This is a genomic window from Indioceanicola profundi, assembly GCF_003568845.1.
In the GTDB taxonomy this organism is placed as follows: Bacteria; Pseudomonadota; Alphaproteobacteria; order Azospirillales; family Azospirillaceae; genus Indioceanicola; species Indioceanicola profundi.
In genome coordinates this window covers 2,161,703-2,185,928 of the sequence record NZ_CP030126.1, presented here as the reverse complement: position 1 = coordinate 2,185,928, position 24,226 = coordinate 2,161,703, and the positions used below count along the sequence as shown (strand labels likewise).

At 67.4% G+C, this 24,226-nt stretch carries 25 protein-coding genes and 2 tRNA genes; 21 read left to right on the top strand and 6 right to left on the bottom strand.

Going from position 1 to position 24,226, the window contains the following annotated elements:
• Window positions 1-42: 42 nt before the first annotated feature.
• A complete protein-coding gene (ppdK, locus tag DOL89_RS10460; protein ID WP_119679097.1) occupies window positions 43-2,724 on the top strand; it encodes a pyruvate, phosphate dikinase in 2,682 nt (893 codons plus the stop codon).
• Window positions 2,725-2,871: 147 nt separating this feature from the next.
• Here ppdK and DOL89_RS10455 read toward each other — a convergent pair whose 3' ends face one another.
• The 4 genes from DOL89_RS10455 to DOL89_RS10440 all read right to left on the bottom strand — a co-directional run bounded on the left by DOL89_RS10455 (window position 2,872) and on the right by DOL89_RS10440 (window position 8,502).
• Complete coding sequence (locus DOL89_RS10455) at window positions 2,872-3,423, bottom strand: PRC-barrel domain-containing protein (protein WP_119679096.1); 552 nt, start codon at window positions 3,421-3,423, stop codon at window positions 2,872-2,874.
• 142 nt (window positions 3,424-3,565) lie between these two features.
• Window positions 3,566-6,244 carry a hypothetical protein gene (locus DOL89_RS10450; RefSeq protein WP_119679095.1) on the bottom strand — a complete coding sequence of 893 codons (2,679 nt, stop codon included), beginning with the start codon at window positions 6,242-6,244 and terminating at the stop codon, window positions 3,566-3,568.
• Between the two features lie 126 nt (window positions 6,245-6,370).
• On the bottom strand, window positions 6,371-7,306 hold the full coding sequence (gene ygfZ, locus DOL89_RS10445; protein WP_225889759.1) for a CAF17-like 4Fe-4S cluster assembly/insertion protein YgfZ: 936 nt from the start codon (window positions 7,304-7,306) through the stop codon (window positions 6,371-6,373).
• Window positions 7,307-7,383: 77 nt separating this feature from the next.
• Entirely contained in the window at window positions 7,384-8,502 is a 1,119-nt protein-coding gene (locus DOL89_RS10440; RefSeq protein WP_119679094.1) for an SPOR domain-containing protein, read from the bottom strand.
• A 176-nt stretch (window positions 8,503-8,678) separates the two neighbouring features.
• Here DOL89_RS10440 and DOL89_RS10435 point away from each other — a divergent pair, with 176 nt between their 5' ends.
• Complete coding sequence (locus DOL89_RS10435; protein WP_119679093.1) at window positions 8,679-9,026, top strand: hypothetical protein; 348 nt, start codon at window positions 8,679-8,681, stop codon at window positions 9,024-9,026.
• Window positions 9,027-9,086: 60 nt separating this feature from the next.
• On the opposite strand, the gene DOL89_RS10430 is transcribed toward DOL89_RS10435, so the two are convergent.
• A tRNA-Thr gene (locus tag DOL89_RS10430) sits at window positions 9,087-9,161 on the bottom strand.
• A 183-nt stretch (window positions 9,162-9,344) separates the two neighbouring features.
• On the opposite strand from DOL89_RS10430, the gene DOL89_RS24865 reads away from it, so the two are divergent.
• The 14 genes from DOL89_RS24865 (at window position 9,345) to DOL89_RS24860 (ending at window position 18,626) form a co-directional block, all read left to right on the top strand.
• A complete protein-coding gene (locus DOL89_RS24865; protein WP_162937443.1) occupies window positions 9,345-9,491 on the top strand; it encodes a hypothetical protein in 147 nt (48 codons plus the stop codon).
• Between the two features lie 110 nt (window positions 9,492-9,601).
• A complete protein-coding gene (dcd, locus tag DOL89_RS10425) occupies window positions 9,602-10,156 on the top strand; it encodes a dCTP deaminase (protein ID WP_119679092.1) in 555 nt (184 codons plus the stop codon).
• Between the two features lie 111 nt (window positions 10,157-10,267).
• Window positions 10,268-11,560 (top strand): UDP-N-acetylglucosamine 1-carboxyvinyltransferase, encoded by a 1,293-nt coding sequence (gene murA, locus DOL89_RS10420; protein WP_119679091.1) that lies wholly within the window; start codon window positions 10,268-10,270, stop codon window positions 11,558-11,560.
• Window positions 11,561-11,605: 45 nt separating this feature from the next.
• Complete coding sequence (locus DOL89_RS10415; protein WP_119679090.1) at window positions 11,606-12,064, top strand: DUF2948 family protein; 459 nt, start codon at window positions 11,606-11,608, stop codon at window positions 12,062-12,064.
• Between the two features lie 406 nt (window positions 12,065-12,470).
• Window positions 12,471-13,139, top strand: a complete 669-nt coding sequence (gene hisG, locus DOL89_RS10410) for an ATP phosphoribosyltransferase (RefSeq protein WP_119680363.1) — start codon at window positions 12,471-12,473, stop codon at window positions 13,137-13,139.
• Window positions 13,129-14,433, top strand: coding sequence for a histidinol dehydrogenase (hisD, locus tag DOL89_RS10405; RefSeq protein WP_119679089.1), 1,305 nt, complete (start codon window positions 13,129-13,131; stop codon window positions 14,431-14,433). The genes hisG and hisD overlap by 11 nt, the downstream gene beginning before the upstream one ends.
• 30 nt (window positions 14,434-14,463) lie before the next feature.
• Window positions 14,464-14,946 carry a UPF0262 family protein gene (locus DOL89_RS10400; RefSeq protein WP_119679088.1) on the top strand — a complete coding sequence of 161 codons (483 nt, stop codon included), beginning with the start codon at window positions 14,464-14,466 and terminating at the stop codon, window positions 14,944-14,946.
• 8 nt (window positions 14,947-14,954) lie between these two features.
• On the top strand, window positions 14,955-15,404 hold the full coding sequence (locus DOL89_RS10395) for an arsenate reductase ArsC (RefSeq protein ID WP_119679087.1): 450 nt from the start codon (window positions 14,955-14,957) through the stop codon (window positions 15,402-15,404).
• Window positions 15,405-15,547: 143 nt separating this feature from the next.
• Entirely contained in the window at window positions 15,548-15,766 is a 219-nt protein-coding gene (gene infA / locus DOL89_RS10390) for a translation initiation factor IF-1 (RefSeq protein ID WP_119679086.1), read from the top strand.
• Window positions 15,767-15,777: 11 nt separating this feature from the next.
• Window positions 15,778-16,416: a Maf family protein gene (locus DOL89_RS10385; protein WP_119679085.1), complete on the top strand. Its 639-nt coding sequence runs from the start codon at window positions 15,778-15,780 to the stop codon at window positions 16,414-16,416.
• Window positions 16,413-17,594 carry a ribonuclease E/G gene (locus DOL89_RS10380; RefSeq protein ID WP_119679084.1) on the top strand — a complete coding sequence of 394 codons (1,182 nt, stop codon included), beginning with the start codon at window positions 16,413-16,415 and terminating at the stop codon, window positions 17,592-17,594. The genes DOL89_RS10385 and DOL89_RS10380 overlap by 4 nt, the downstream gene beginning before the upstream one ends.
• 28 nt (window positions 17,595-17,622) lie before the next feature.
• Window positions 17,623-17,838, top strand: coding sequence for a DNA gyrase inhibitor YacG (locus DOL89_RS10375; RefSeq protein ID WP_119679083.1), 216 nt, complete (start codon window positions 17,623-17,625; stop codon window positions 17,836-17,838).
• A 131-nt stretch (window positions 17,839-17,969) separates the two neighbouring features.
• A tRNA-Phe gene (locus tag DOL89_RS10370) sits at window positions 17,970-18,045 on the top strand.
• Between the two features lie 434 nt (window positions 18,046-18,479).
• Complete coding sequence (locus tag DOL89_RS24860) at window positions 18,480-18,626, top strand: hypothetical protein (RefSeq protein WP_162937442.1); 147 nt, start codon at window positions 18,480-18,482, stop codon at window positions 18,624-18,626.
• A 15-nt stretch (window positions 18,627-18,641) separates the two neighbouring features.
• On the opposite strand, the gene DOL89_RS10365 is transcribed toward DOL89_RS24860, so the two are convergent.
• Window positions 18,642-19,256 carry an SGNH/GDSL hydrolase family protein gene (locus DOL89_RS10365; protein ID WP_162937441.1) on the bottom strand — a complete coding sequence of 205 codons (615 nt, stop codon included), beginning with the start codon at window positions 19,254-19,256 and terminating at the stop codon, window positions 18,642-18,644.
• 429 nt (window positions 19,257-19,685) lie between these two features.
• On the opposite strand from DOL89_RS10365, the gene DOL89_RS10360 reads away from it, so the two are divergent.
• From DOL89_RS10360 to DOL89_RS10340, 5 genes are all read left to right on the top strand, one after another.
• Complete coding sequence (locus DOL89_RS10360; RefSeq protein WP_119679081.1) at window positions 19,686-20,885, top strand: OpgC family protein; 1,200 nt, start codon at window positions 19,686-19,688, stop codon at window positions 20,883-20,885.
• A 402-nt stretch (window positions 20,886-21,287) separates the two neighbouring features.
• Window positions 21,288-21,605, top strand: coding sequence for a HigA family addiction module antitoxin (locus tag DOL89_RS25525; protein WP_225889758.1), 318 nt, complete (start codon window positions 21,288-21,290; stop codon window positions 21,603-21,605).
• A 3-nt stretch (window positions 21,606-21,608) separates the two neighbouring features.
• Window positions 21,609-22,028, top strand: coding sequence for an alternative ribosome rescue aminoacyl-tRNA hydrolase ArfB (arfB, locus tag DOL89_RS10350; protein ID WP_119679079.1), 420 nt, complete (start codon window positions 21,609-21,611; stop codon window positions 22,026-22,028).
• Window positions 22,029-22,302: 274 nt separating this feature from the next.
• On the top strand, window positions 22,303-22,824 hold the full coding sequence (locus DOL89_RS10345; RefSeq protein WP_225889757.1) for a PAS domain-containing protein: 522 nt from the start codon (window positions 22,303-22,305) through the stop codon (window positions 22,822-22,824).
• On the top strand, window positions 22,799-24,103 hold the full coding sequence (locus DOL89_RS10340) for a methyl-accepting chemotaxis protein (protein ID WP_119679077.1): 1,305 nt from the start codon (window positions 22,799-22,801) through the stop codon (window positions 24,101-24,103). Before DOL89_RS10345 ends, DOL89_RS10340 begins: the two co-directional genes overlap by 26 nt.
• Window positions 24,104-24,226: the final 123 nt, after the last annotated feature.

Genomic DNA, 24,226 nt, shown 5'->3' with positions numbered 1-24,226 from the left:
CCAAGCAACATTCGCACCCACCACAAGACGGGACCGGAAATCATGAACAAGTGGGTCTACAGCTTCGGTGAGGGCAAGGCCGAAGGCCGGGCCGACATGAAGAACCTGTTGGGCGGCAAGGGCGCCAATCTGGCGGAGATGAGCAATCTCGGCCTGCCCGTGCCTCCGGGTTTCACGATCACGACCGAGGTCTGCACCTACTTCTATGACAATGGGAAGTCCTATCCGGGCGAGCTGGACGGGCAGGTGCGCGAGGCGCTGGAGACGATCGAGCGGATCGTCGGCATGCGCTTCGGCGACCCGGAGAACCCGCTGCTGGTCTCCGTCCGCTCCGGCGCCCGCGCCTCCATGCCGGGCATGATGGACACCGTCCTGAATCTGGGCCTGAACGACGTCACCGTGCAGGGGCTCGCCCGGCGTTCCGGCGACCCGCGCTTCGCCTATGACAGCTACCGCCGCTTCATCCAGATGTTCGGCAACGTCGTGCTGGGCGTCGACCACCACCATTTCGAAGAGGTGCTGGAGCAGGTGAAGCGCGACCGCGGCTTCGACCTGGATACCGAGCTGAAAGCCGCCGACTGGCAGGTCGTCATCACCGGCTACAAGGAGGTGGTGGAGAAGGAGCTGGGCAAGCCCTTCCCGCAGGAGCCGGCGGAGCAGCTCTGGGGCGCCATCGGCGCCGTGTTCGGCTCCTGGATGAACCAGCGCGCCATCACCTACCGCCGCCTGCACGACATCCCGGCCGCCTGGGGCACCGCCGTGAACGTCCAGGCCATGGTGTTCGGCAACATGGGCGACGACTGCGCCACCGGCGTCGCCTTCACCCGCAACCCGTCCACGGGTGAGAACCGCTTCTATGGCGAGTACCTCATCAACGCCCAGGGCGAGGACGTGGTGGCCGGCATCCGCACGCCGCAGCACCTGACCATCGCCGGCAAGGAGGAGAACGGCTCCACCCTCCCGGCCATGGAGGAGAGCATGCCGGAGGTGTACCAGCAGCTCGCCGCCGTGCGCGAGCGGCTGGAGACGCACTACCGCGACATGCAGGACATCGAGTTCACGGTGCAGCAGGGCAAGCTCTACATGCTGCAGACGCGCACCGGCAAGCGCACTGCCGCCGCCGCGCTGAAGATCGCCGTGGACATGGCGCAGGAAGGGCTGATCGACCAGAAGACCGGCGTGCTGCGGGTGGAGCCGAAGTCGCTCGACCAGCTCCTGCACCCCACGCTCGACCCCAAGGCCCGCAAGCAGATCATCGCCAAGGGCCTGCCGGCCAGCCCGGGTGCCGCCAGCGGCAAGGTGGTCTTCTCCGCCGACGAGGCCGAGCGCCTGTCGGAGCTGGGCGAGGCGGTGATCCTCTGCCGCATCGAGACCTCGCCGGAGGACATCCACGGCATGCATGCCGCCCGCGGCATCCTGACCACCCGCGGCGGCATGACCAGCCACGCGGCCGTGGTGGCCCGCGGCATGGGCCGCGCCTGCGTCGCCGGTGCGGGTGAGCTGCGCATCGACTACAAGACCGGCGTCATGTCCGTGCGCGACGTGCAGATCCGGGTCGGCGACACGGTCACCATCGACGGCTCCACCGGCGAGGTGATGCTGGGCGAGGTGCCGACGATCCAGCCGGAGCTGACCGGCGACTTCGCCACCCTGATGGGCTGGGCCGACACCTACCGTCGCATGAAGGTGCGCACCAATGCGGAAACGCCGCTGGACAGCCGCACCGCCCGCAAGTTCGGGGCGGAGGGCATCGGCCTCTGCCGCACCGAGCACATGTTCTTCGACGCCGAGCGCATTGTCGCCGTGCGGGAGATGATCCTGGCCGACAGCGAGGGCGGCCGCCGCGCCGCCCTGGCGAAGATCGCGCCGATGCAGCGGAACGACTTTGTCGAGCTGTTCAAGATCATGAAGGGCCTGCCGGTCACCATCCGCCTTCTGGACCCGCCGCTGCACGAGTTCCTGCCCAACAGCGAGGAGGAGATGCGGGAAGTGGCGGAGGGCGCCGGCACCGACCTCGCCAAGGTGCAGCACCGGGCGGTGCAGTTGCATGAGGCGAACCCCATGCTCGGCCACCGCGGCTGCCGCCTCGGCATCTCCTATCCGGAGATCTACGAGATGCAGGCCCGCTCCATCTTCGAGGCGGCGGTGGAGGTCTTCAAGGAGACGGGCGAGACCGTGATCCCCGAGATCATGATCCCGCTGGTCGGCACCAAGAAGGAGCTGGACATCCTCAAGGCCGTGATCGACCGCGTCGGGGCCGAGGTGATGCAGTCTTCCGGCCGCAAGATCGACTATCTGGTCGGCACCATGATCGAGCTGCCGCGCGCCGCCCTCCAGGCCGCCAAGATCGCGGAAACGGCGCAGTTCTTCAGCTTCGGCACCAACGACCTGACCCAGACCACCTTCGGCATCAGCCGCGACGATGCCGGCGCCTTCCTGCCCGACTATCAGCGGGCCGGCATCCTGGAGCACGACCCGTTCGTGACCCTGGACACCGAGGGTGTGGGCGAACTGGTCAGCATCGCCGCGGAGCGTGGGCGCAAGACCCGCGCCGACATCAAGCTCGGCATCTGCGGCGAGCATGGCGGCGACCCGTCCTCCATCTACTTCTGTGAGAAGGTGGGGCTGGACTACGTCTCCTGCTCCCCCTACCGCGTGCCGATCGCCCGGCTGGCCGCCGCCCAGGCCGCCATCCTGGGCGAGCAGGCGGCCAGCGAGGCGTAAGCCGGGCCGCCCCCTGGCGGTGCTGAGCGTCTGAAATCCCACGGACGGACCACCGGCCGTGGGACTGCGCAAAGCCCAAAAGAAAAGCCCCCGGACCGTATGGTCCGGAGGCAAGTTCTTCAGGCTTCAGAGAGAGAGTAGAACGCTTTACTGACCCTGTTCCGGCTTCTCCGCCGGAGCGGCCTCCATGGGCTCGGTCTGCGTGCCGCCGACCGAGTCGGCATTGCCGCGGCCCAGGGAAACGGTGCTGTCCTGATACTCGAAGTCAGGCATCTCCTCGACCTGGGCGGAGGTCAGGTTCGACAGGCGCACCTGCTCCTGCTCCTGATCGAAAGTGGCGTCGGCGAAGTCCACGGCGATGCTCTTCCCGCCGATGCCGAGTATGCCGCCGCTGGAAATCACCAGCTGCTCCACATCGCCCGTGCTGGCGTTCAGGATCACATCTTCAACCTCGCCCAGCTCCTCACCATCGGAGCCGACGACAGTACGACCCAGCAGGTTATCGGCCGAGGTGGCATCGACCGATGCGGTGCCAGCCATATCCTGCGTGGCGCTCGGCTCGGTCATGCCCGGCTGGGTGATCGCCGGCTCGCTCTGCCCGGCGGCGGGCGGCGCGGTGGGGGAGGCCTCCTGGGCATAGGCAGCGCCGGTCACCAGCAGGCCGATGGAAGACACGGCAGCAATCAGGTTCTTGCGCATCGTGCTGTTCCTCTTGGTGGCTCAAGGCATGCAGCAATCGCCGCATGTTCGGAACCAAGAACAGAAGGACCCGCAATTTGTCCCGCCGTCGGACGGGACATCATCGTGACATCGACGAGCTGCCGGAGCTCTGCACGGCGACTTAGCCGGCCGCCAGACCTGTTGCCGTCGCGCGGAGCTGCTCTGCCACCTGGGCGAGCTTCAGGCCCAGCTCCTTGCTGGCATTTGCCGAAGCGGCCGTGTTGGCGTTGTTCCGGTCCGCCGCCGCCATCAGCGCATTGATGGCAAGCGTGAGCTGGCCCGACAACCCGTCGATCCCGGCGAGGCGGCTATCCAGGGCGCGGGTCAGGCCGGACAGGGCCTGATGGGATTCCGTCTCGCGCTCGCCCAGCCCGCGCACCGCCCTGGTCGCCTCGGTCAGCTCCGCCTCGAGCCGGCCGACGTTGGCCAGCCGGTCCTTGAGGTCGGCGGCCAGGGCGATCAAGGCCTGATGCTCCTGCGTGTCGCCGGCCCGCTCCAGATCATGCGCCTCCATCAGCGCCCGCACGGTCTCCGCCGCCGCGGTCAGCCCATCCGCCAGCCGGTCCAGCCCGTCCACCCGCTCCTGCAGGCCGCGGATCAGGGCCGCCATTTCCGCCAGCTCCTCGCGGCCGGAATGATCGGCCGTGCTGGCCAGGGCCTGGACCGCGTCGGTGGCGGCGCCCAGCGCCCCGCTCAAATCGCCGGCCTGCTCAAGCCCGGCCCGCAGGTCGGAGGCGAGGGAGGCATGCCCGGCCATGGTCTCCAGCATTTCGTCCTGCCGGGCGGCGGCGCGTGTCAGGGCGGCGGTGGCGGTCGCCGCGTCTGCGGCCAGGGAACGGCTCTCCGCATGCAGCTCGCGGGTGGCGTCGCGCAGGCTGGCCGTGGCCTCGTCCACCCCGCCCGCCAGGCTCTGCGCCAGGCGCTTCGCCGAATCCTCGACGATCTCCACCTGGTTTGACAGCAGGTCCGCGGTCTCGGTCATGCGCATCAGCATGCTTTCCGCCGCGGCGCGGGTTTCCGGCTCGATGCGCAGCCGGTCCAGCTCCGCCTGGAAGGATGCGCCCAGAAGCTGGAAATCCTCCAGCGTGCGGCCGATCTCGCCCGCGCGCAGCCCCACATCGGCGACGATGGTGGACAGGCCGGATTCCAGCCGCTCCAACTGGCCGGCCAGCGGGTCCAGCCGGTTCGTCTGGGTTTCCGTCGTCTGGCGCAGCAGCCCGCCGGCCTCGCGCAGCTCGTCCAACGCGCCGTGAAGCTGCCCGCCGACGCCGATGGCCTGGTTTTCCAGAAGGTCGGCGGAGCGGGACATGTGGGCGGCCGCATCCTCCAGCCGGTCGGAGGCGGCGCGGGTCACCTCGTCCAGGGTGGTGGTGGCCTGCCCCAGGGCGGCGACCAGCGCCTTCTCCCCGGCATCGACGGAGTCGGCGACGCGGGCCAGCCGCTCGCCGGCATCGCTGGCCGTGGTGGATAGCAGGTCGCCGGAGGATTTCAGCAGCTTGACCGCGCCGAACAGCCGCTCCTGCGTGTCGGCCATGGCGTCCGCCAGCCCCTTGGCCGCATCGCGGGCGGTGCTGGTGGCCTCCCGCATCTCCCCCTCGGTCCCGGAGATGGCGCGGAGCGTGTGAGAAATCCGATGGCCCGCATCGGCGAGCAGCTCCGCCACCTCCTGCGTGTGGGAGGTGAGGGTGGCGACCAGCCCATCCAGCCCGCCGCTCCTGCCGCGTGCGTCGAAGGCCTGGACCTGGGCTGCGGCATGGGCCAGCAGGTCGCTGGACTTCACGATCCTGGCATTGCTCTCGCCGCTCGCCCGGACGGTTTCGGCGCAGAGGTCCTTCACCTCGGCCACGGTGCCGGTCAGGTCGCGGCGCACCGCCGCCGTCATGCCGGCCAGCTCCGTTCCCCGCTGGGTAAGCGCGTCTCCCGCTTCCTGCAGGCGGGCGGTCAGGGCGGAGAACAGGTCGGCCTGTTTGCCTTCGAAGCGGAAGCGGAGACGGCCCTCCTCGCCGGCCAGGGATATGTCGGGGATGGCGGCGGCCTGGGCGCGGAACTCATCCACGATGCGGGCCAGTTCACCCAGCTCGTCCTGCCGCCCGACGCCATATACCGGCGTCCGCCAGTCGGCCCTGGCGGCGTCGGCGACGCTGGCGGACAGGCTGCGCATCGGCGAAAGAATTTGTACCCGTAGCAGCCACAGCATGGCGCCCAGCCCGGCCGCCAGCGACAGCGCCGCCGCAAGGCTGAGCCAGAGGCCACGTTCGGCCGCGCGGGCGAGATTATCCTGCCCGGCAAGGGCCTGTTCATGGTTCAGCCGGGTGATGCGGTCGGTGAGGGCCGCATGCTGGGCGAGCAGGGTCAGTCCCGCGGGACCGGCCAGAAGGCCGGGGTCCATCCGCTCCGCCAGGATGCGGCGGTAGGTGTCCAGCATGCGGTCCAGATCGCGGGCCAGGGCCGCCTCGGTCTGGGACAGCGGCTGCCGCTTGTAGCCGTCCAGGGACTTGGCCGCGGCGTCCAGGTCGGCGGTCATGGCCTCCCGCGCCGTCGCGGCCGAGGTCTCGGCATAGAGGGACAGGTTCTGCAACAGCCCGCCATGGCCCAGGCTGGCATGCACCTCATCCAGCGCCACGGCCTTCGCCATCACCTCGGCTGGACTGCCGGCGATGCCGGGCCGGGCCGATCCGGAGCTGAGCAGATGGAACGCCGATCCCCCCAGCAGGGAGCCGCCCAGAAGCAATGCCGTCACGGTGATCGCCGTGCCCTGACCACGCAAAGACGCGAGCGGCGATGCCTTGCCCCCGACCATACCGCTTCTCCCCCATCCACCGCCGGGGCCGTCCCGGACAGCGCAGCCTATCAAAGGTGGGGGCGGGCTTCACCCATTTGGTGCGCCCGAACGAGGTATCTACACGCTTGTCACGGAGCCTGTGGCTCAGAACCCTGCCCAGGCGGGCTTCAGAGGCTGCAATCGGGTTCCGGCGGCTTCCAGCGGGTGCGACCCGGCTGCGGCATCGAGCCGGACGAGGGCGAGCCCCAGCCCCTCAATGCCGCTGCGCATCTCGCCTGCATCCTTGCCATCGGCCAGGATCTGCGTGCCCGGCGGGGGCAGGGGGCCTTCGATGAGAACGGGCATCAGCCGCTTTTTCACCAGCCCGCGGTATTTGGTACGAGCAGTTAGCTCCTGCCCCATGTAGCAGCCCTTGGTCCAGGACACGCCTTGCAGCTCATCGAACCCGCTTTCCAGCAGGATCGACTTCTCCGGCACCAGATCGCGGCTGCCGTCCGGCACGCCCAGGGCAAGGCGGATGCGGTCCCACTCCGCCAGCGAGCCATCGGAATACGCATCCAGCAGGCCGGTCATGGAACCGCGCGGCAGAACGATCCGCACGCCCAGCTCCGCCCGCCGGGGATCGACGAAGGCGATGCCATCCGCGGCGGCGGCAGCTGCGCCCGGGGCCGCCGGCAGACCGAAAGCCGCTGCGGCCCCGGTGCCGAAGGCGAGTGCTGCGCCGTACTGCTCCGTCACATCGGCCAGTTCCACCTTGCTGCGCAGCCTGTACATGCGCAGACGTCGGAAAAGATCCCCCCGCCGCTCCGCCTCGCACAGGATCAGCAGGGCATCGGCCTGCGCGGCAATGAAGAAGTCGTGCAGATACTTGCCCTGCGGCGTCAGAAAGGCGGACCAGACCGCCCGATCCTCCGCCACGGCGGACACGTCGTTGCTGACCAGCCCTTGAAGGAAGGCGATCCGGTCCTCACCCGCAACCCGCAGCACGCCGGTGCCGGGCAGGGCGGCGACGCGAACACCCTCCGGCAGATCGGGGGGCGGGGCGGCGGGCAGGGTGATCGGGGTGGTCGTTTCGGCCAAGGCTGATGCTCCGGGTCGCGGGGCCAGGACTTGTCACGTAAGCGGGGCGGCGGCGGCGGGCAAGGCCGGCGCCCGGTTTACCGCTTGCGGATCAGGCAGTCCTGCCCTGCTTCCTTCAACCGGTTGCAGAATTCCTGCGCCGCCCCGGAACCGGCGAAGCGCCCGACCAGGATGCGGTGGAACGTGCCGCGCTCGCCCAGCTCCGCCGTGACCGTTTCCATCGGCTGCCCGTCCAGAAGCGCGGACTGGCGGCGGGAGATGGCGGCCCATTGGCGCTTGGCTTCCTCCGCGGTCGGCAATGCGGCGACCTGCACAGACCATGCGCCATCCCCGCTCTGTACCGCAGGGCCGGGCGGCGGCTCCGGCCGGGGTGTCGCCGGTGCCGCGGGTTCCTCCGCCGCCGACTGGACCGGGGGAGGAGCCGGCTCGGGCTCCGGCTCCGGAGTTGCCGGCATCGGCTCCAGCGCTTCCGCCTGGACGGAGGAGGGGACCCGCGCTTCCGCGGGAACGGCCGGAGCCCCGGCGGATGGGGCGGGTGCGGGCGTCTCAGTGCTGGTGGCTGCCGTTGTGGCGGCTGGCGCGGCGTTGCTGCCCGCCAGCGGCTTGGATGCCAGTTCCATGGCCGCCCGCTTCTGGTCGGGAGAAACGCTTTTCTCGATTTCCTGCCGGAAGTTGATGGCCTGGATCAGCCCCTTCCGTTCCGCCCGGATCGCCCAGGCCAGGGCCTGGACCGGATCGGCCGGGGTGCCGAGCCCGTAGAAGGTCAGAACCGCCAGATTGTTCTGGGCCAGCGAGTCCCCGGCCTCGGCCGCGGGGGTGAGAAGAAGCAGAGCGCGCTCGTAATCGGCAGGGACGCCGTCCCCGAAGGCATAGATGGTGCCGGCCATCATCTGCGCGCTCGTATGGCCGCCGGCTGCCGCCTGCTCCAGCCAGTCCAGCGCGTTGGGGATGTCGCGGTCCATCCCCTGGCCGTTGGCCAGCATCTGCCCCACCAGGAACTGCGCCTCGACCCGCCCGGCCTCCGCCTCCTCCAGGAAATGGCGGTAGGCGGCGGGCAGGTCGCCGGCCCGGAACGCCTCCCTGCCTGCCGCCATGTCGGCCAGCGCCGGGGAGGGCGGCAGGCCCGGCATCAGCAGGGCCAGGAGCAGGAGGGCGATGGCCGGGCGGCCGGAAGCACGGGATTCACGGAACGCCATGGCGGAACATCCGTTTGCGGGGCAGGGAAGGACAGCGCCCTAACATGCCTGTCCCGTCGGCCGGCGCAAGTGGGTCCCGGGGCATTCCGCTTGACGGGCCGGGCCGCCATGCGCAGAAACCGCGGACAGCCCCGCCGCAGGCCCCCGGCCTGCATGCAACCGATCCAGGAAAAGTGATGAGCGCCCGCAAGAACCCGCTGAACCTCAACGCCCTTCAGCTCAAGACCCTGACCATCTTCCAGGCCCTGTCGGAGCTCGAGGGGGTGGGGCAGCCGATCGGCGATGGGGAGATCGCGGTGATGGAACTGCCCTGGTCGCACGGCAGCCATTTCCATCTCGGCCCCTGGATTGTCGCCAGCCAGGACGCCACCGGCCTGCGCAACCCGTCCCCCTGGGTGGCGCTGGAGCGCAAGGGCCTGATCCGCAGCCAGTATCCCATCGGCTTCATCCTGACCCGCGAGGGCAGCCTGTACGACACCGGCCTGCGGGACCAGATCCTGATGGTCGCCGATCACGGCATCTGAGTGGCAAACGAAAACGGCCGCCGGGCAGTCCCAGGCGGCCGTTTTTCGGTCGGGTCCGGATGGTGCTGCGAGAGAGGATTGAACTCTCGACCTCTCCCTTACCAAGGGAGTGCTCTACCACTGAGCTACCGCAGCATCTGATCCGGTGGTAAGCGCCGGAGCGCCGTCCCGAAGTGGCGCGCTATGTGCCACAGCCTGGATGGGGATGCAAGCATTAACCTTCACGGCGATGACGGATTTTGTGAAGGCTTGACGGAGGGGCCGGAAAGGACGGTGAATCCGGCCCAGCCCCATCCACCACATTCGATACCATCATCCATGGCGACCGATCCGAGCGGCAAGACGTCCGCCAAATCCCCCCCGGCCAAGAAGGACGAGCGCAAGGAACGTCTGGCACAGGCCCTGCGCGAGAACCTGCGCAAGCGCAAGGAGCAGGGACGCGCGCGGGAGGAGGGGGAGGAGTGAGCGGCGCGCGCCATGCCCGCACGGCTGCCACGCATCTTGAGCGCATCACGCGGGCGGGCTAGAACCCATCTCTGCTCTTCCTCACGATTTCATCCAAAAGGACCCGACCCATGGCGATCATGCCCGATAGCTGGATCCGCGAGATGGCCCAGACCAAGGGCATGATCGAGCCCTTCGTGGAGGCGCAGAAGCGGGAAGGGGTGATCAGCTACGGCCTGTCCTCCTACGGCTACGACGCCCGCGTCGCGCCGGAGTTCAAGATCTTCACCAATGTCGACAACGCCGTGGTCGATCCCAAGCAGTTCGACGCCACCAGCTTCGTCGACCGCAACACCGACGTCTGCATCATCCCGCCCAACAGCTTCGCCCTGGCCCGGACGGTGGAATATTTCCGCGTGCCGCGCGACGTGCTGGTGATCTGCCTTGGCAAATCCACCTATGCCCGCTGCGGCCTGATCGTGAATGTGACGCCGCTGGAACCGGAGTGGGAGGGGCATGTCACCTTGGAAATCTCCAACACCACCCCGCTGCCGGCCAAGGTCTATGCGAATGAGGGGCTGTGCCAGTTCCTGTTCCTGAAGGGCGACCCGGTGTGCGACGTCAGCTATGCCGACCGGGCGGGCAAGTACATGAAGCAGCGCGGCGTGACCCTGCCGCGGCTCTGAACGCCCGGAAATCCTATGCGATCCGCCACGCGGTAACCGCTTGTTGACCATAACGGGGCCAAAATCCGTCGCGACCCTGCCGGTCCCTCCTGCCAGAAGAAAACCCTCCCCATGGACAAGCTTCGTATCCGCGGCGGCCGTCCGCTCATCGGTGATATCCAGATCAGCGGCGCCAAGAACGCGGCGCTGCCGCTGCTGGCCGCCTGCCTGCTGTCGGACGAGACGCTGACGCTGACCAACCTGCCGCATCTCGCCGACATCTCCACCATGGCGAACCTGCTGGCGCAGCACGGGGTGGACATCCGCCTGAACGGGGATGAGGGAGCGGGCAGCCAGGGCCGCACCATCGAGCTGAATGCCGGCAGCATCACCAGCCTGGAGGCGCCCTACGATCTGGTGCGCAAGATGCGCGCCAGCGTTCTGGTGCTCGGCCCGCTGGTGGCCCGCTTCGGCCAGGCCAAGGTCAGCCTGCCCGGCGGCTGCGCCATCGGCCCGCGCCCGGTCGACCTGCACATCAAGGGCCTGCAGGCCATGGGCGCCCAGATCGAGATCGAGGGCGGCTATGTCCTGGCCAAGGCCCCGGCCGGCGGGCTGACCGGGGCGGAGTTCGTGTTCCCGCAGGTCTCCGTCGGAGCGACCGAGAACCTGATGATGGCCGCCTGCCTGGCGAAGGGCCAGACCACGCTTGTCAATGCCGCGCGGGAGCCGGAAATCGGCGATCTCGCCAAGTGCCTCATCGCGATGGGTGCCGTGATCGAGGGGGCGGGCACCGACCGTATCCGCATCACCGGCGTGGACCGGCTGCATGCCGCCACCCATGAGGTCGTGGGCGACCGGATCGAGGCCGGCACCTATGCCATGGCGGCCGCCATCACCGGCGGCGACCTGCATTTGCTGGGCGGCAAGCTGGATCATATCCGGGCCGTGGCCACGGCGCTGGTCCCGGCGGAAGTGGTGTTCCAGGAGACGGAGCAGGGTTTCCGCGTCCGCAGGGCCAATGGCGCGCTGCACGGGGTGGATGTGATGACGGAGCCGTTCCCCGGCTTCCCCACCGACCTCCAGGCCCAGATGATGAGCCTGATGTGCGTGGCCCAGGGTGCTTCCATGATCACGGAGACGATCTTCGAGAATCGCTTCATGCATGTGCCGGAGTTGATGCGCATGGGGGCGAACATCACCGTCCACGGCTCCTCCGCCCTGGTGCGCGGCGTGCCGAAGCTGACCGGGGCTCCCGTGATGGCGACCGACCTCCGCGCCTCCGTCTCCCTTGTCCTGGCCGGGTTGGCCGCGGAAGGGGAAACGGTGGTCAACCGCATCTACCACCTCGACCGCGGCTATGAACGGATCGAGCAGAAGCTGTCCGCCTGCGGCGCGGATATGGAACGTCTGCGGGAGACTTCCTAAGTATCAGCCCTCGGGGTTCTTTCCGGACAACAGGGGCATATCGGCATGTCGGGCGGTCTCAAGCTGCGTGCGCGCGATGCGGAGGACCTGAAGGTCGTCTCCGCCATGCTGCAGGACAGCATCATTCCCATCTGCGATCTGGCTTGGCTGGCCGGGGAGCGCAGTTTCGTCATGATCGCCAACCGCTTCAAATGGGAAGGGAAGCGGGCCGAAGCGGACGGCCCCACCCCCGACGTGGACCTGCCCTATGAGCGCACCAACTGCGCGGTGCGCTTCGACCGGGTGGACCGGGTCTCCGTCCGCGGGCTGGACCTGAAGGACCGTGCGCAGATGCTGAACCTGCTGGCGGTCGAGGCGGCGGAGAATGCGGTGCTGCTGTATTTCGCCGGCGGCGCCAGCATCCGCCTCACGGTCGGCTCGCTTGATTGCCGGCTGGAGGATGTGGGCGAACCCTGGCCCACGGAACTCCGCCCCTGCCATGAGGGCGTGGACGCGGCGGAGTAGGGAAGGTGGGAGCCACCCCTCCTCAACCCTGAGCTTGTCGTTGCCGCAGGCAGACGCCGAAGGCGGCTAGGGTGAAGCGGCGTGGCGGAAACCGGGAAACTTGATCCCCTGGTCTTCGCCCATGGTGACGGAGAAGGCGTCCCGCCTTAACCCTCGCCCTTCGACAGGCTCAGGGTGAGGGTTAAAGCTCCAGTCGGCCCTCATTGATGGATCAGGAATATTGGACAGGACTTCAAGCATAGCCTCACCCTGAGCTTGTCGAAGGGTGAATGGGCGTGGCGCCACGCCGGCTGCGCCCGCCATCCCTCACGCACCCCAGCCTTTCCGCGCCAGCGGGTGGACGCACCGGGCATCCCGTGCCAATTAATGGGTTTTTCGCCTGCTGCCGGAGCCCTGTCCCGTGACGCTGCCGCCGCCCGCCAACGATCCTCTCGTCCTGGCCCTGCCGAAGGGCCGCATCCTGGATGAGGTCCGGCCGCTGCTCCATCGCGTCGGGATCGAGCCGGAACCGGCCTTCGACGATCCGAAGTCCCGGGCCCTCAGCTTCGGCACCAACCTGCCCTTCGTGCAGATCATCCGGGTGCGCAGCTTCGACGTGGCCACCTTCGTCGCCTTCGGGGCGGCGCAACTCGGCGTCTGCGGCAACGATGTGCTGATGGAATTCGACTATCCGGAAATCTACGCCCCGCTGGACCTCGGCATCGGCCGCTGCCGCATCGCCGTGGCGGAGCCGGTGGAGATGGTGGCGAAGGACGATCCGTCCCGCTGGTCCCATGTGCGCGTGGCGACGAAATATCCAGAGATCACGAAGCGCCACTTCGCCGCCCGCGGCGTTCAGGCGGAATGCATCAAGCTGAACGGCGCCATGGAGCTGGCCCCCTCCCTGGGGCTCAGCCAGCGCATCGTCGACCTCGTCTCCTCCGGCGCCACGCTGAAGGCCAACGGGCTGGTCGAGATCGAGCATATCGCCGACATCACCAGCCGGCTGATCGTCAACCGCGCCGCCCTCAAGACCCGCCATCCGGAAATCCAGAACTGGGTCGACCGCTTCCGGGATGCCACCAATGCCGCTTAAGCTTTCCACCCGCAGCCCCGACTTCGAAACCGGTTTCCGCGCCTTGCTGGATGCCAAGCGGGAAACGGCGGAGGATGTGACCGCCGCCGTGTCCGCGGTTCTGGCCGATGTGCGTGCCCGCGGCGATGGCGCAGTGATCGAGTATACAAGGCGCTGGGACCGGGTGGAGCTGACGGCCGCCAACCTGCGCATCACGGCGGCCGAGGTGGATGCCGCCATCGCCGCCTGCTCGGCGGAGACGATGGAAGCACTGAATCTCGCGGCCGACCGCATCCGCGACTTCCATGCGCGCCAGCTCCCCGATGCCACCAGCTACACCGATGCCGCCGGCGTACGCCTGGGCGCGCGCTGGACCGCGGTGCAGGCGGCCGGCATCTATGTGCCCGGCGGCACGGCGGCCTATCCCAGCTCCGTCCTGATGAACGCCATCCCGGCCAAGGTGGCGGGCGTGCCGCGCATCGCCATGGTGGTGCCGACGCCGGACGGCAAGCTGAACCCGCTGGTCCTCGCTGCCGCCCGGATCGCGGGGGTGGAGGAGATCTACCGCATCGGCGGCGCGCAGGCCGTGGCGGCGCTGGCCTACGGCACGGACTCCATCGCCCCGGTGGACAAGATCGTCGGCCCCGGCAATGCCTATGTGGCCAATGCCAAGCGCCAGGTCTTCGGTACCGTCGGCATCGACATGATCGCCGGTCCCTCGGAGATCCTGGTGGTGGCCGACGGGCAGAACGATCCGGCCTGGATCGCCGCCGACCTGCTGTCGCAAGCGGAGCATGACGCCAGCGCCCAATCCATCCTGATCACCGATGACGAGGGCTTCGCGGCCCGGGTCGAGCAGGCGGTGGAAATCCAGCTCGCCAGGCTGCCGCGCACCGACATCGCGGGGCCGAGCTGGCGCGACCACGGGGCGGTGATCCTGGTGCGCGACCTGTCCGAATCGGTGGCGTTGGTGGACCGGCTAGCGCCGGAGCATCTGGAGCTGGCGGTGGCCGATCCGGACGCGCTGGCGGCGAAAATCCGCAATGCCGGCGCCATTTTCCTGGGCCGCCACACGCCGGAGGCCATCGGCGACTATGTGGCGGGGCCGAACCATGTGCTGCCCACCGCCCGTTCGGCCCGCTTCTCCTCCGGGCTGAACGTGCTGGATTTCATGAAGCGTACCACTTTGGTCGGCTGCGATGCGGCAAGTCTGGCGGCGATCGGCCCTGCTGCCGTATCCTTGGCGCGGGCGGAAGGGTTGGACGCCCATGCGTTGTCCGTGTCCATCCGCCTGGATGCCGGGGCAGCCGAATAGCAGGGCCGACCATCCGCAGGGGGAGCTTCCGTGACGACAGCCGCCAAGGACCGCATCACCCATGTGGAGCTGAGGGAAAAGCACGTCGTCCGCCGTTCCCCCGAGGTCGAGCATGAACGGGCCGTCGCCCTGTTCGACCTGATGGAGGAGAACCGGTTCGCCCTGACGGACCCGCCGACGCCGGGTCCCTACCGGCTCTATCTCTCGGTGGAGGAGAACCGGCTGGTCTTCGATGTGCGGGCGGAGGAGGATTCGGAGCTGGCCCGCATCATCCTGCCTCTCTCGCCGTTCCGCACCATCGTGCGCGATTACTTCATGATCTGCGACAGTTACTACAAGGCCATCAAGTCGGCCTCCCCCTCGCAGATCGAGGCCATCGACATGGGCCGCCGCGGCCTCCACAACGAAGGGTCGGAGCTGCTGCGGGAACGGCTGTCCGGAAAGGCCGAGCTGGACCTCAACACCTCCCGCCGCCTGTTCACCCTGATCTGCGTCCTGCATATCCGGGGCTGAGGCGGGGAATGGCCGATATCCACCCGCCCAGCGTCACCAGCGTACTTTTCGCCTGCACGCACAATTCCATCCGCTCCCCCATGGCGGAGGGGCTGCTGAAGCATCTGCTGGGGCAGAAGCTCTATGTCGACAGCGTCGGCGTGCGGGAGGGGGAGCCGGACCCCTTCGCCGTGGCGGTGATGAGCGAGATCGGGGTTGATATCGGCCGGCACCGCTGCAAGACCTTCGACATGCTGGAGGACACCAGCTTCGACCTTGTCATCTCCCTCTCGCCGGAGGCGCAGCACCGGGCGGTGGAGATGACCCGCACCATGGCCTGCGATGTGGAGTTCTGGCACACCTTCGACCCCTCGGTGGTCGAGGGCTCCCGCGATGTGCGGATGGATGCCTACCGGCAGGTGCGCGACACCCTGCTGCGCCGGATCGGGGAGCGGTTCGGGGCGGAGCTTCCGCGCTAGGCTTTTCCCGCAAGGCGTGCTCTTCCGGCGACGTGCCCAGGCGAAGGAGAAGAGGGCCGGGGACTTGGACGCGGAAAGGTCTTGACCACCGAAAACCTCTCAATCACCAATGCTGCGAAATCCACAGCGGCGATAAGAAAGAGATGGCGAAGGAGGATTTGATCGAGTTTTCGGGCACGGTCGCCGAACTGCTGCCCAACGCGATGTTCCGTGTGAAACTCGATAACGACCATGAGGTTCTGGCCCATACCAGTGGTAAGATGCGCAAGAACCGCATCCGGGTGCTGGCAGGGGACCGCGTCAATGTCGAGATGACGCCCTACGACCTCACCAAGGGACGCATCATATTCCGCTTCAAGTAAGCGTAGGGCTGATGATTTCTGATGTTGCAGCCGGGCCGGGCGGCCCGAAGCTGGTGCTTGCCTCCTCGTCCCCGCGGCGTCGGGACCTGCTTGCCCTGATCGGGCTGAAGCCCGACGTCGTCGATCCCGCCGACATCGACGAATCGGTGCGGAAGGGGGAGCTGCCGGCACCCCACGCCCTGCGGCTGGCGCGCGGGAAGGCGGCCGTGGTGGCCGCCCGCCATCCGGGCGCCGTCATCCTGGCCGCCGACACGGTGGTGGCCTGCGGCCGCCGCATCCTGCCCAAGGCGGAGGATGCCGCCACCGCCCGCATGTGCCTGGAGCTGCTGTCCGGCCGCCGCCACCGTGTCCATACCGGCGTCTGCGTCATCGGCCCGGACGGGCGGGAACGGACCCGCACCGTCCAGACGGCCGTGGTTTTCAAGCGCCTGTCGGAGCAGGAGATCCAGGCCTATCTCGCCAGCGGCGAATGGAACGGCAAGGCCGGCGGCTACGGCATCCAGGGCTTGGCGGCACTCTTCGTGCGGGAGCTGATCGGCTCCCACCCCAATGTGGTCGGCCTGCCGGTGCACGAGGTCGGCGGGCTGCTGCGCGCCGCCGGCATCGACCCGCTGGCGGCCCTGCTCCGCAACGCCGGCGCACCGTCATGAACCGGGAGCTGCTGGTCGACGGCAAGGGCCTGCTGCGGCGGGCGGCGGTGCTGACCGGCGGCGAGCTGACCGACCTCTACATCGACCGCACCGACCGGCCCGCCCGCATGGGCGCGGTGCTGCTTGGGCGCGTGGTGCGGCTGGCGGCCGGGCTGGAGGCGGCGTTCGTGGAGATCGGCGAGCGGCTGCCGGCCCTGCTGAACGCCGCCGATGTGCGCCCGGCCCCGAAGAAGGGGCGGGAACTGCGGATCGGCCAGATGCTGCGCACCGGGCAGGAGGTGGTGGTCCAGGTCAAGGCGGACGCCCATGGCGACAAGGGTGCCGTCCTCACCATGGACATCTCGCTGCCGGGACGCTTCCTGGTGCATCTGCCGCAAGGGCAGGGGGTGCATCTCTCAAAGCGCCTCGCCGCCGGGCCGCAGCGTACGGCACTGGCTGCCGCCATGCGCGATGCCGTGCCGCCCGGCGGCGGCTGGATCGTGCGCGCCGATGCGGCGGAGGCCGACCCCGGGCTCGTGGCGCTGGAGGCGGAGGCGCTCTATGCCGATTGGAGGGCCGCCGAATCGGCTCTCGCCGGCGCGGAGGCTCCGCAGGAGCTGCTGGTCCCGCCAGCGGCCCCGGTGCGCGCCTGCGTGGAACTTGGCGGGGCGGGGTTCGACGCCATCCGGGTGGAAGGCTCGGAAGCGCTGCTGGACCTGAAGCGCTGGTGCGCCGAGCGGGCACCCGATCTGGCCGCCCGGATTACCCTGCATATCGCCAAGCTGCCCTTGTTCGAGACGGGGGATGTGGAGGGGGCGATCCAGTCCCTGCTGGACCGGCGCGCCCCTCTCTCCCATGGCGGCTCCCTCGTGATCGAGCGGACGGAGGCGCTGACCGTGATCGATGTGAACGGCGGGGAGCGCGGCAATCCGCTGTCCACCAATCTGGAAGCGGTGCGGGAGATCGCCCGCCAGCTCCGCCTGCGCAACATCGGCGGGATCGTGGTGGTGGATTTCATCAATCTCGCCAAGGCCTATGAGCGGGAGCAGTTGATCCTGGCGCTCAGCCATGCGGTTTCCAACGATCCCGCGGGCACCCATGTGTATGGCATGTCCAAACTGGGGCTGGTGGAGATGACCCGGTCGCGCCGCGGCCCGCCCCTCTCCGACCTGCTGGCCCCGCAAGCTCCTACTCTGTAAGCCCCGAAATACGAGCGCCCGTTCCGAGATGTCGAACGATCCCATCGAATTCCCGAAATCCCGCAAGGCGGCTGCTTGCCCGGTCTGCGGCCGGCCCCCGGTACCGGAAGCCAAGCCCTTCTGCTCCAAACGCTGCGCCGACGTCGACTTGGCCCGCTGGCTGAACGGCGTCTACCGCGTGCCGGCGGTGGAGCAGGATGACGAGGCGGAGGAGGCCGATCCGGAAAAATTCGCGCCGGGCTAAACAGACGCTGGACAGGCCCCGGAAGATTGTCTATATCGCGGGTCCTCGACGGGACGCGGCCACGGCCGACGCTTCCGGTGAGGCTGGAGACGAGGCGATTTCATACAGTCCGTATCGTCCGAGCGTGGTGTGCCCAGGTAGCTCAGTTGGTAGAGCAGGGGATTGAAAATCCCCGTGTCGGCAGTTCGATTCTGTCCCTGGGCACCACGATCCTTCTCAGCCATTGATTCCCTTCATGTCAGATTGAGGCTTACCTGAGAGTCGGTGGCCCAAGTCGCACGCACGTTGTGCGAGCGAAGGACATCCTGCCCGATGTTCCGCCCGAGGCGAACAGGCACGACCCGGACGTCTGCAATTTCCGGCAGTCTTGGGACCGGAACCGCCTCGTAGGGATGTTCAACAAGATCAGGCATTTCCGCCTCGGCGATCCACCATCAGCTTCACCCCTGTGGCGCGTACGGCGGCATTTCGCTTCCCGCTGCCTTTAACCGGCGTACGGCATTTCCCTGTTGGAACTGGAACAGCGGCAGGAACATTGGGGAAGGGGACGAGAGACATTCATTATGCGGGCCAGGCATGCCATTGGCCCGGCCCCTGATCGACTGAAGAATCTGCGACCCGGGACAAAGGGATTGGTGCTCATGACCGATCAATCGCACGATGAAACGGAGGAGGCGCGCAAGGACCGGCTGGATCGTGCGCGCCTGGATCGGGGAATCAAATGGTTCTATATCGGGACTACCCTGTTGGTGGCCTTCGGCGGCATCTCCGCCCTGTTCCGCATCTGAACAGGGACTTGGCGCTTACGCCGGAGGAGCGTCCGGCGCGATGGCATCCGCCACCACCTCGGCCAGGCAGCGATAGCTGGCATCGGTCATGTGCAGCCCGTCGTGGCTCAGCATCTGACCGGCGGGAATCACGCCGCGCTCGGCCCACTCGGCCATGATGCTGGCGCGCAGCAGCACTGGAATCCCCAACTCCGCCCCCAATGCCCGCACCTCCGCGATATAGCGGCTGTACAGGCTTTCCGGACCCTGGCCGGACAGCAGCTGCGGTTCCATGAACAGGATGTCCGCCCCAATGCCTCGGATCTGCTCGACGCCCTGAAGAGCCAGCTTCCGGAACTCCTCCGGCTTCACGCCGCGCAAGGCATCGTTTGTGCCCAATTGCCAGACCACCAGGTCCGGCCTGTGCGCAAGCACGTCCCGGTCCAGCCGGGCCATCATCAGCGCCGCCGTATCCCCGCCGATCCCGCTGTTCACTACCCGCACCTCATGGCCTGGAAGGCGCTGGAGCAATTCCTGTTCCAGCCGGGCGGGATAGGTTGTTGCGGGTCCGCTGGCTCCGATGCCTTCGGTACTGGAAGAACCGAAGGCGACGATGGTCAGTGCCCGGTCATCGACCAGGGCCGTCGCCACGGCCGGAAACTTTGGCGGGATGGAGAGTGGAGCAGTCGCCGTGCAAGCCGATGCCAAACCGGCGAACGCCACAGTTCCGGACACGGCGAGGGCCGCCAGGACCAGCCGAAGCCCCGAACTGGAAAACGGACGTGCAAACGGACTGCGGTGCGGATGGCGACAGATCGGCATGGAATCCAGCTCTCCCGGTTGCTTCCGCTGGATAACATCCGCACCCGCTAAAGTCGCCGGGAAAAAGATTACATAAGGCCAGTGCACAATTATGCCACAACCTGTCCTAAATTTGTCAGATGACAAAAAGGCCAGGAATCGGCACGGCGCAGCTAAATCAGGTTAGCGATCTCCTATTTACCACACTTTCCAGCCATCTGTCTGCCTGATTTCAAGCGTTAGCAGGCACGTACTCGAAACGGCACAGGTGGCACCCAGATGCGTAGGCTAGAACTGCTTGATGGCTTTCGTGGTTATTTTCTGGTCTTCATGCTGCTGAACCACCTGCCCTTTGCAGGCGGCCTGCTGCTCGCCAAGGCCAACCATGCGGAGCTTGGTTTTGTGCAGGATGCGCAGGGGTTCGTCTTCCTTTCCGGCACGATCATCGGCCTCTACTATATGCGCCTGATGCAGAAGGGTCGCATCGGCGACATGGATGCCAAGCTGGCCGCCCGTGTGCGGGAGCTGTACTGGTATCATGCCGGGTTGCTGCTCCTGATCCTGACCATGGCGGTGCTCCTGCCCCGATCGCCGGAAATCTGGGGGCGCTTCATGCATGAGCTGTTCGAGCAGCCGGCGGCCAATGCGGCGGCATCGTTGATGCTGCTGTACCAGCCCGCCTACATGGACATCCTGCCCCAGTACATGGTCTACCTGCTGGTCGCCCCGCTGCTGCTGCGCTTGATCGCCGCCGGGCGCGGCCAGGAAGTGTTGGTGGGCAGCGCCCTGCTCTGGCTGGCGGTTCAGCTCGGCTGGCATCTTCCGCTGACGGAGGGTATGGAGGATCTGGTCCGCATGGTCCTCCCCGGCTTCACCCTGCGCGGCCATTTCAATCCGCTGGCCTGGCAGATCATCTTCGTGACCGGCATGCTGCTGGGCGCCGCCGAGGTGCAGGGCCGGTTGGACTGGCAGCGCTGGTTCGGCCCGCATCGCACCGACCTCGCCAAGCTGGCGCTGGCGCTGTTGGGCGTGTTCCTGGTCTACAAGCTGGCCCTGACCTATGGCTGGATCAGCGGCGCCCCTGCGGAACGCTTTGGCCGCTTCTCCGACCGGACGGAATTCGGCGCCGTGTTCCTGGTGAACTTCACCGCCCTGGCCTGGCTGGTGACCTGGCTGGTCGTGTCGGGCCAGGAGAGCACGGTGCGGGCCGCCCAGGTGGCCGGGCGGTTCCTCAACGGCCTGTTCCGCCTTCGCCCGCTGGTCTTCCTGGGTCAGCACTCGCTGCAGGTCTATGCTTACCATCTGGTGCTGGTTTATGCGCTGATGGCGCTGGACGGCTATGCCGGCCCGTTCGACGAGGACACCAAGACCCTGATCACCCTGGCCGGCATCGCCAGCCTGGGCCTTCCCGCCTGGGCCCATGCAAGCTGGCAGGAGCGTAGCAAGGCCAAGACCGCCGTCGCCAAGCCCGCGCAATAATGCGCGGGCGCGGCAGCCCGCGGCCGTAACGCTAATACCGGGTGCCGTTATCGTTCAGCGCCGTCTGGATGCGATAGCGGAATGCCGCGATGGCGATGTGCAGGAACGGCGTGGCATCGGCTGAGCTTGGCTCACGGCCTTGGGGTTCAGCCCATACCTAGCGTTCGGCTAGGGTGCGGGTCGGTTCTTTCGACGCTCGAAACTCGGATTTACGACACTATGCCGTTCGGGCAGAAGCCTGGCCCCCCTGCGGGAGAGGTCCCTCCCGCTCACGAGACAACACCCCACCACACTCCAGCGGCCCCCGCACGGAGCAAAGTGATACGAGCTCCGTATTCGCGATCAGGATTTTCGGGTACCAGTGGTGAACCTGTTCCATCTGGACATCGGGAGGGCCGAGCCGTGTCGAGATCATCGATCTTTACTGATCCAGGCCGGTCGGAGCGCCCGCAACCGGGTGACATCCTCCGGACGGAGTTCCTGAAGCCCATGGGGCTGGGCCGGAACGCCTTGGACCGGGACATCACTATCCCGCCCCGGCGGATCGATGGGATCGTGCACGGCAAGAAGGCGGCAACAGCAGATGCCGACCTGCGGCGGGCTCGGTATTTCGGGTTTCCGCAGGGCTTCTCCCCTTGGTATCAGGCTGATCACGACCTGATGAACCATCGTTGCCTTATCGCGTCGGCCCTGGCGCATTTCCAACCGCGCACCGCCTGACCCATGCTCCAGATCACACCCTATATCCGCCTGGACGAATCCGAACTGCAAGAGAGCTTCCTGCGGGCCGGCGGACCGGGCGGGCAGAATGTCAACAAGGTGGAGACGGCGGTGCAGCTCCGCCTGGACGTCGCCAACTCGCCCTCGCTGCCCGAATGGCTGAAGGAGCGGGTGCGCGGCGTTGCGGGAAAGCGGCTGACCGATGACGGGGTGCTGATCATCACCGCCCAGAATTTCCGCAGCCAGGAACGCAACCGGGAAGATGCGCGTGTCCGCCTGGTCGCCATCCTGGCCAAGGCCGCCGAGCGTCAGGCCCCCCGCCGTCCGACCCGTCCCACGCTGGCCAGCAAGCACCGCCGACTGGACGCCAAGAGCGGCCGCTCCCAGGTCAAGAAGATGCGAGGCAAGATACCGCTGGACTGATCGGGTTGCCGCTTGCAGCACGCTCCCCTGATTTCTTCCTCCCATTCCGTCCGGCACCATCCTGCCGCGGGGCTATAGTTGCGCAACTTCTAATGAAATTCAGTTAAAGGTTTAGAAATCTTTTCCCCGGCATGCATGAAGGCTCGGCGAGCCACCGAATGGAATGCCGATCCCTTCGGGCGATGTGGATCGGTACTGATACACATCAATGCGCCAACCAAATCGTTTGGCGAAAGCTGCTGCCGTAAGCTGTCCAAAGGGGAGGAAGCACGCGGTGAACGAACTGCACCTGACGGGGATCGAGCGCCGGTTCGGCGACGACGAGGTCATTGTTTCGAAGACCGATACGGGCGGACGCATCGCCTATGCGAACCGCATCTTTCTGCGCATTGCCGATCTGTCGGAACGGGATACCATCGGCAAGCCCCATAACCTGATCCGTCATCCGCACATGCCGCGCAGCATTTTCAGGTTGCTCTGGGACACCATCGGATCGGGCCGGGAAATGTTCGCCTATATCCTGAACCGGGCGGCCGGCGGGGATCACTACTGGGTGCTGGCCCATGTGACGCCCAGCTTCGATGCCGACGGAAAGGTGCTGGGCCACCATTCCAACCGGCGTACGGCCGATCCGCGCGTGATCCGCGAAATCATCGCCCCGCTCTACAAGGCGATGCTGGAGGAGGAGCGCAAGCATACCCGGCAGAAGGACGGGATGGAGGCTGGGCAGGCTCTGCTGACGGGCATGCTGAAGGATAAGGGGCTGAGCTATGACCGCTTCATCTTCTCTCTTTAAGGCCCAGTTGGCGGCCAGTGCCAGCGCGGCGCTCGGTGTCGTTGCGGCCATTGCGGCGTTCGCCGGCTTCGGGCAGATCGCGGCGGGAGCGGCCATGCTGGCCGTCCCGGCGGCCCTGACGTCTGTCTGGCTGCTGCACCGGCTGTCAGGGCAGCTGCGGCGCGCCCTGGCAGTGCTGCGCCGGTTGGAGCGGGGCGACTACGAAGCCCGGATCGTCGGCATCACCGAACAGGGCGAGGCAGGGGAGTTGCTGCACCTGGTCAACGATGTCGCCGACCGGGCGGATGCCTTCGTGCGCGAGGCCCGCGCCTCACTCAGCGCCGTCAGCCGGCAGGTCTACACGAGGCGCGTGCTGGAGAAGGGGATGCTGGGCACCTTCCTGAACGGCAGCCGCACCATCAATGCCGGCACCGGCGCGATGAACAGCAAGGTTGAGCAGTTCCGCAGCATCGCCGATACGTTCGAGAGTTCGGCCCGGCAGGTGGTCGCCAGCGTTTCTGCAAGCGCCATCCAGCTTCAGACCACCGCCCGGACCATGCGGGACACGGCCGAAGGAACGAACGACCAGGCGGTGGCCGTGGCCGCCGCATCGGAACAGGCATCGGCCAACGTCCAGACCGTGGCCGCCGCGGCGGAGCAGCTTTCAGCCTCCATCCGTGAGATCAGCGGGCAGGTGACGCGGTCGACCAGCGTCGCGGGTCAGGCTGTGATCCGCGCGCAGGAGACCCGGGACCGTGTCAACGTGCTGGCGGATGCCGCCGACCGCATCGGTCAGGTGGTCGGGTTGATCCAGGAGATCGCGGCGCAGACCAATCTCCTGGCCCTCAACGCGACGATCGAGGCAGCGCGGGCGGGAGAGGCCGGCAAGGGCTTCGCTGTGGTTGCGGGCGAGGTCAAGGCGCTGGCCAGCCAGACGGCGCGGGCTACGGAGGATATTCAGGCCCAGGTCGCCACGATCCAGTCCGCTACCCGCGAAGCCGTCAGCGCCATCGAAAACATCTCGGGCGTTATCGGCGGCGTCAACGAGATCACCGTCGCCATCGCCGCCGCGGTGGAGGAACAAGGGGCCGCCACCGCTGAAATCGCCCGTAATGTGGAGGAGGCGTCCCGCGGAACCGCCGAAGTCTCCCATCGGATCGGCGGCGTTACCCAGGCCGCGGGCGACACGGGGGCGGCTTCCGGCGAGGTGCTGGGAGCTGCGGGGGAGCTGAACCGGCAGTCCAGCAGGCTGGGGGCGGAAATGGACGGCTTCCTGGATGAGCTGCGCAAAGTGGTCTGAGAGGGGGCTCGCCCTCCAAAAGACAATGCCAGAAAAGTGCAGCGCTCCCCCTTGGAAGCCCAGGAGGCGGCGCCTAAATAAGCCTGCTTCCCAAAAATGACATTTGCCGCGTGACTGCGGCTC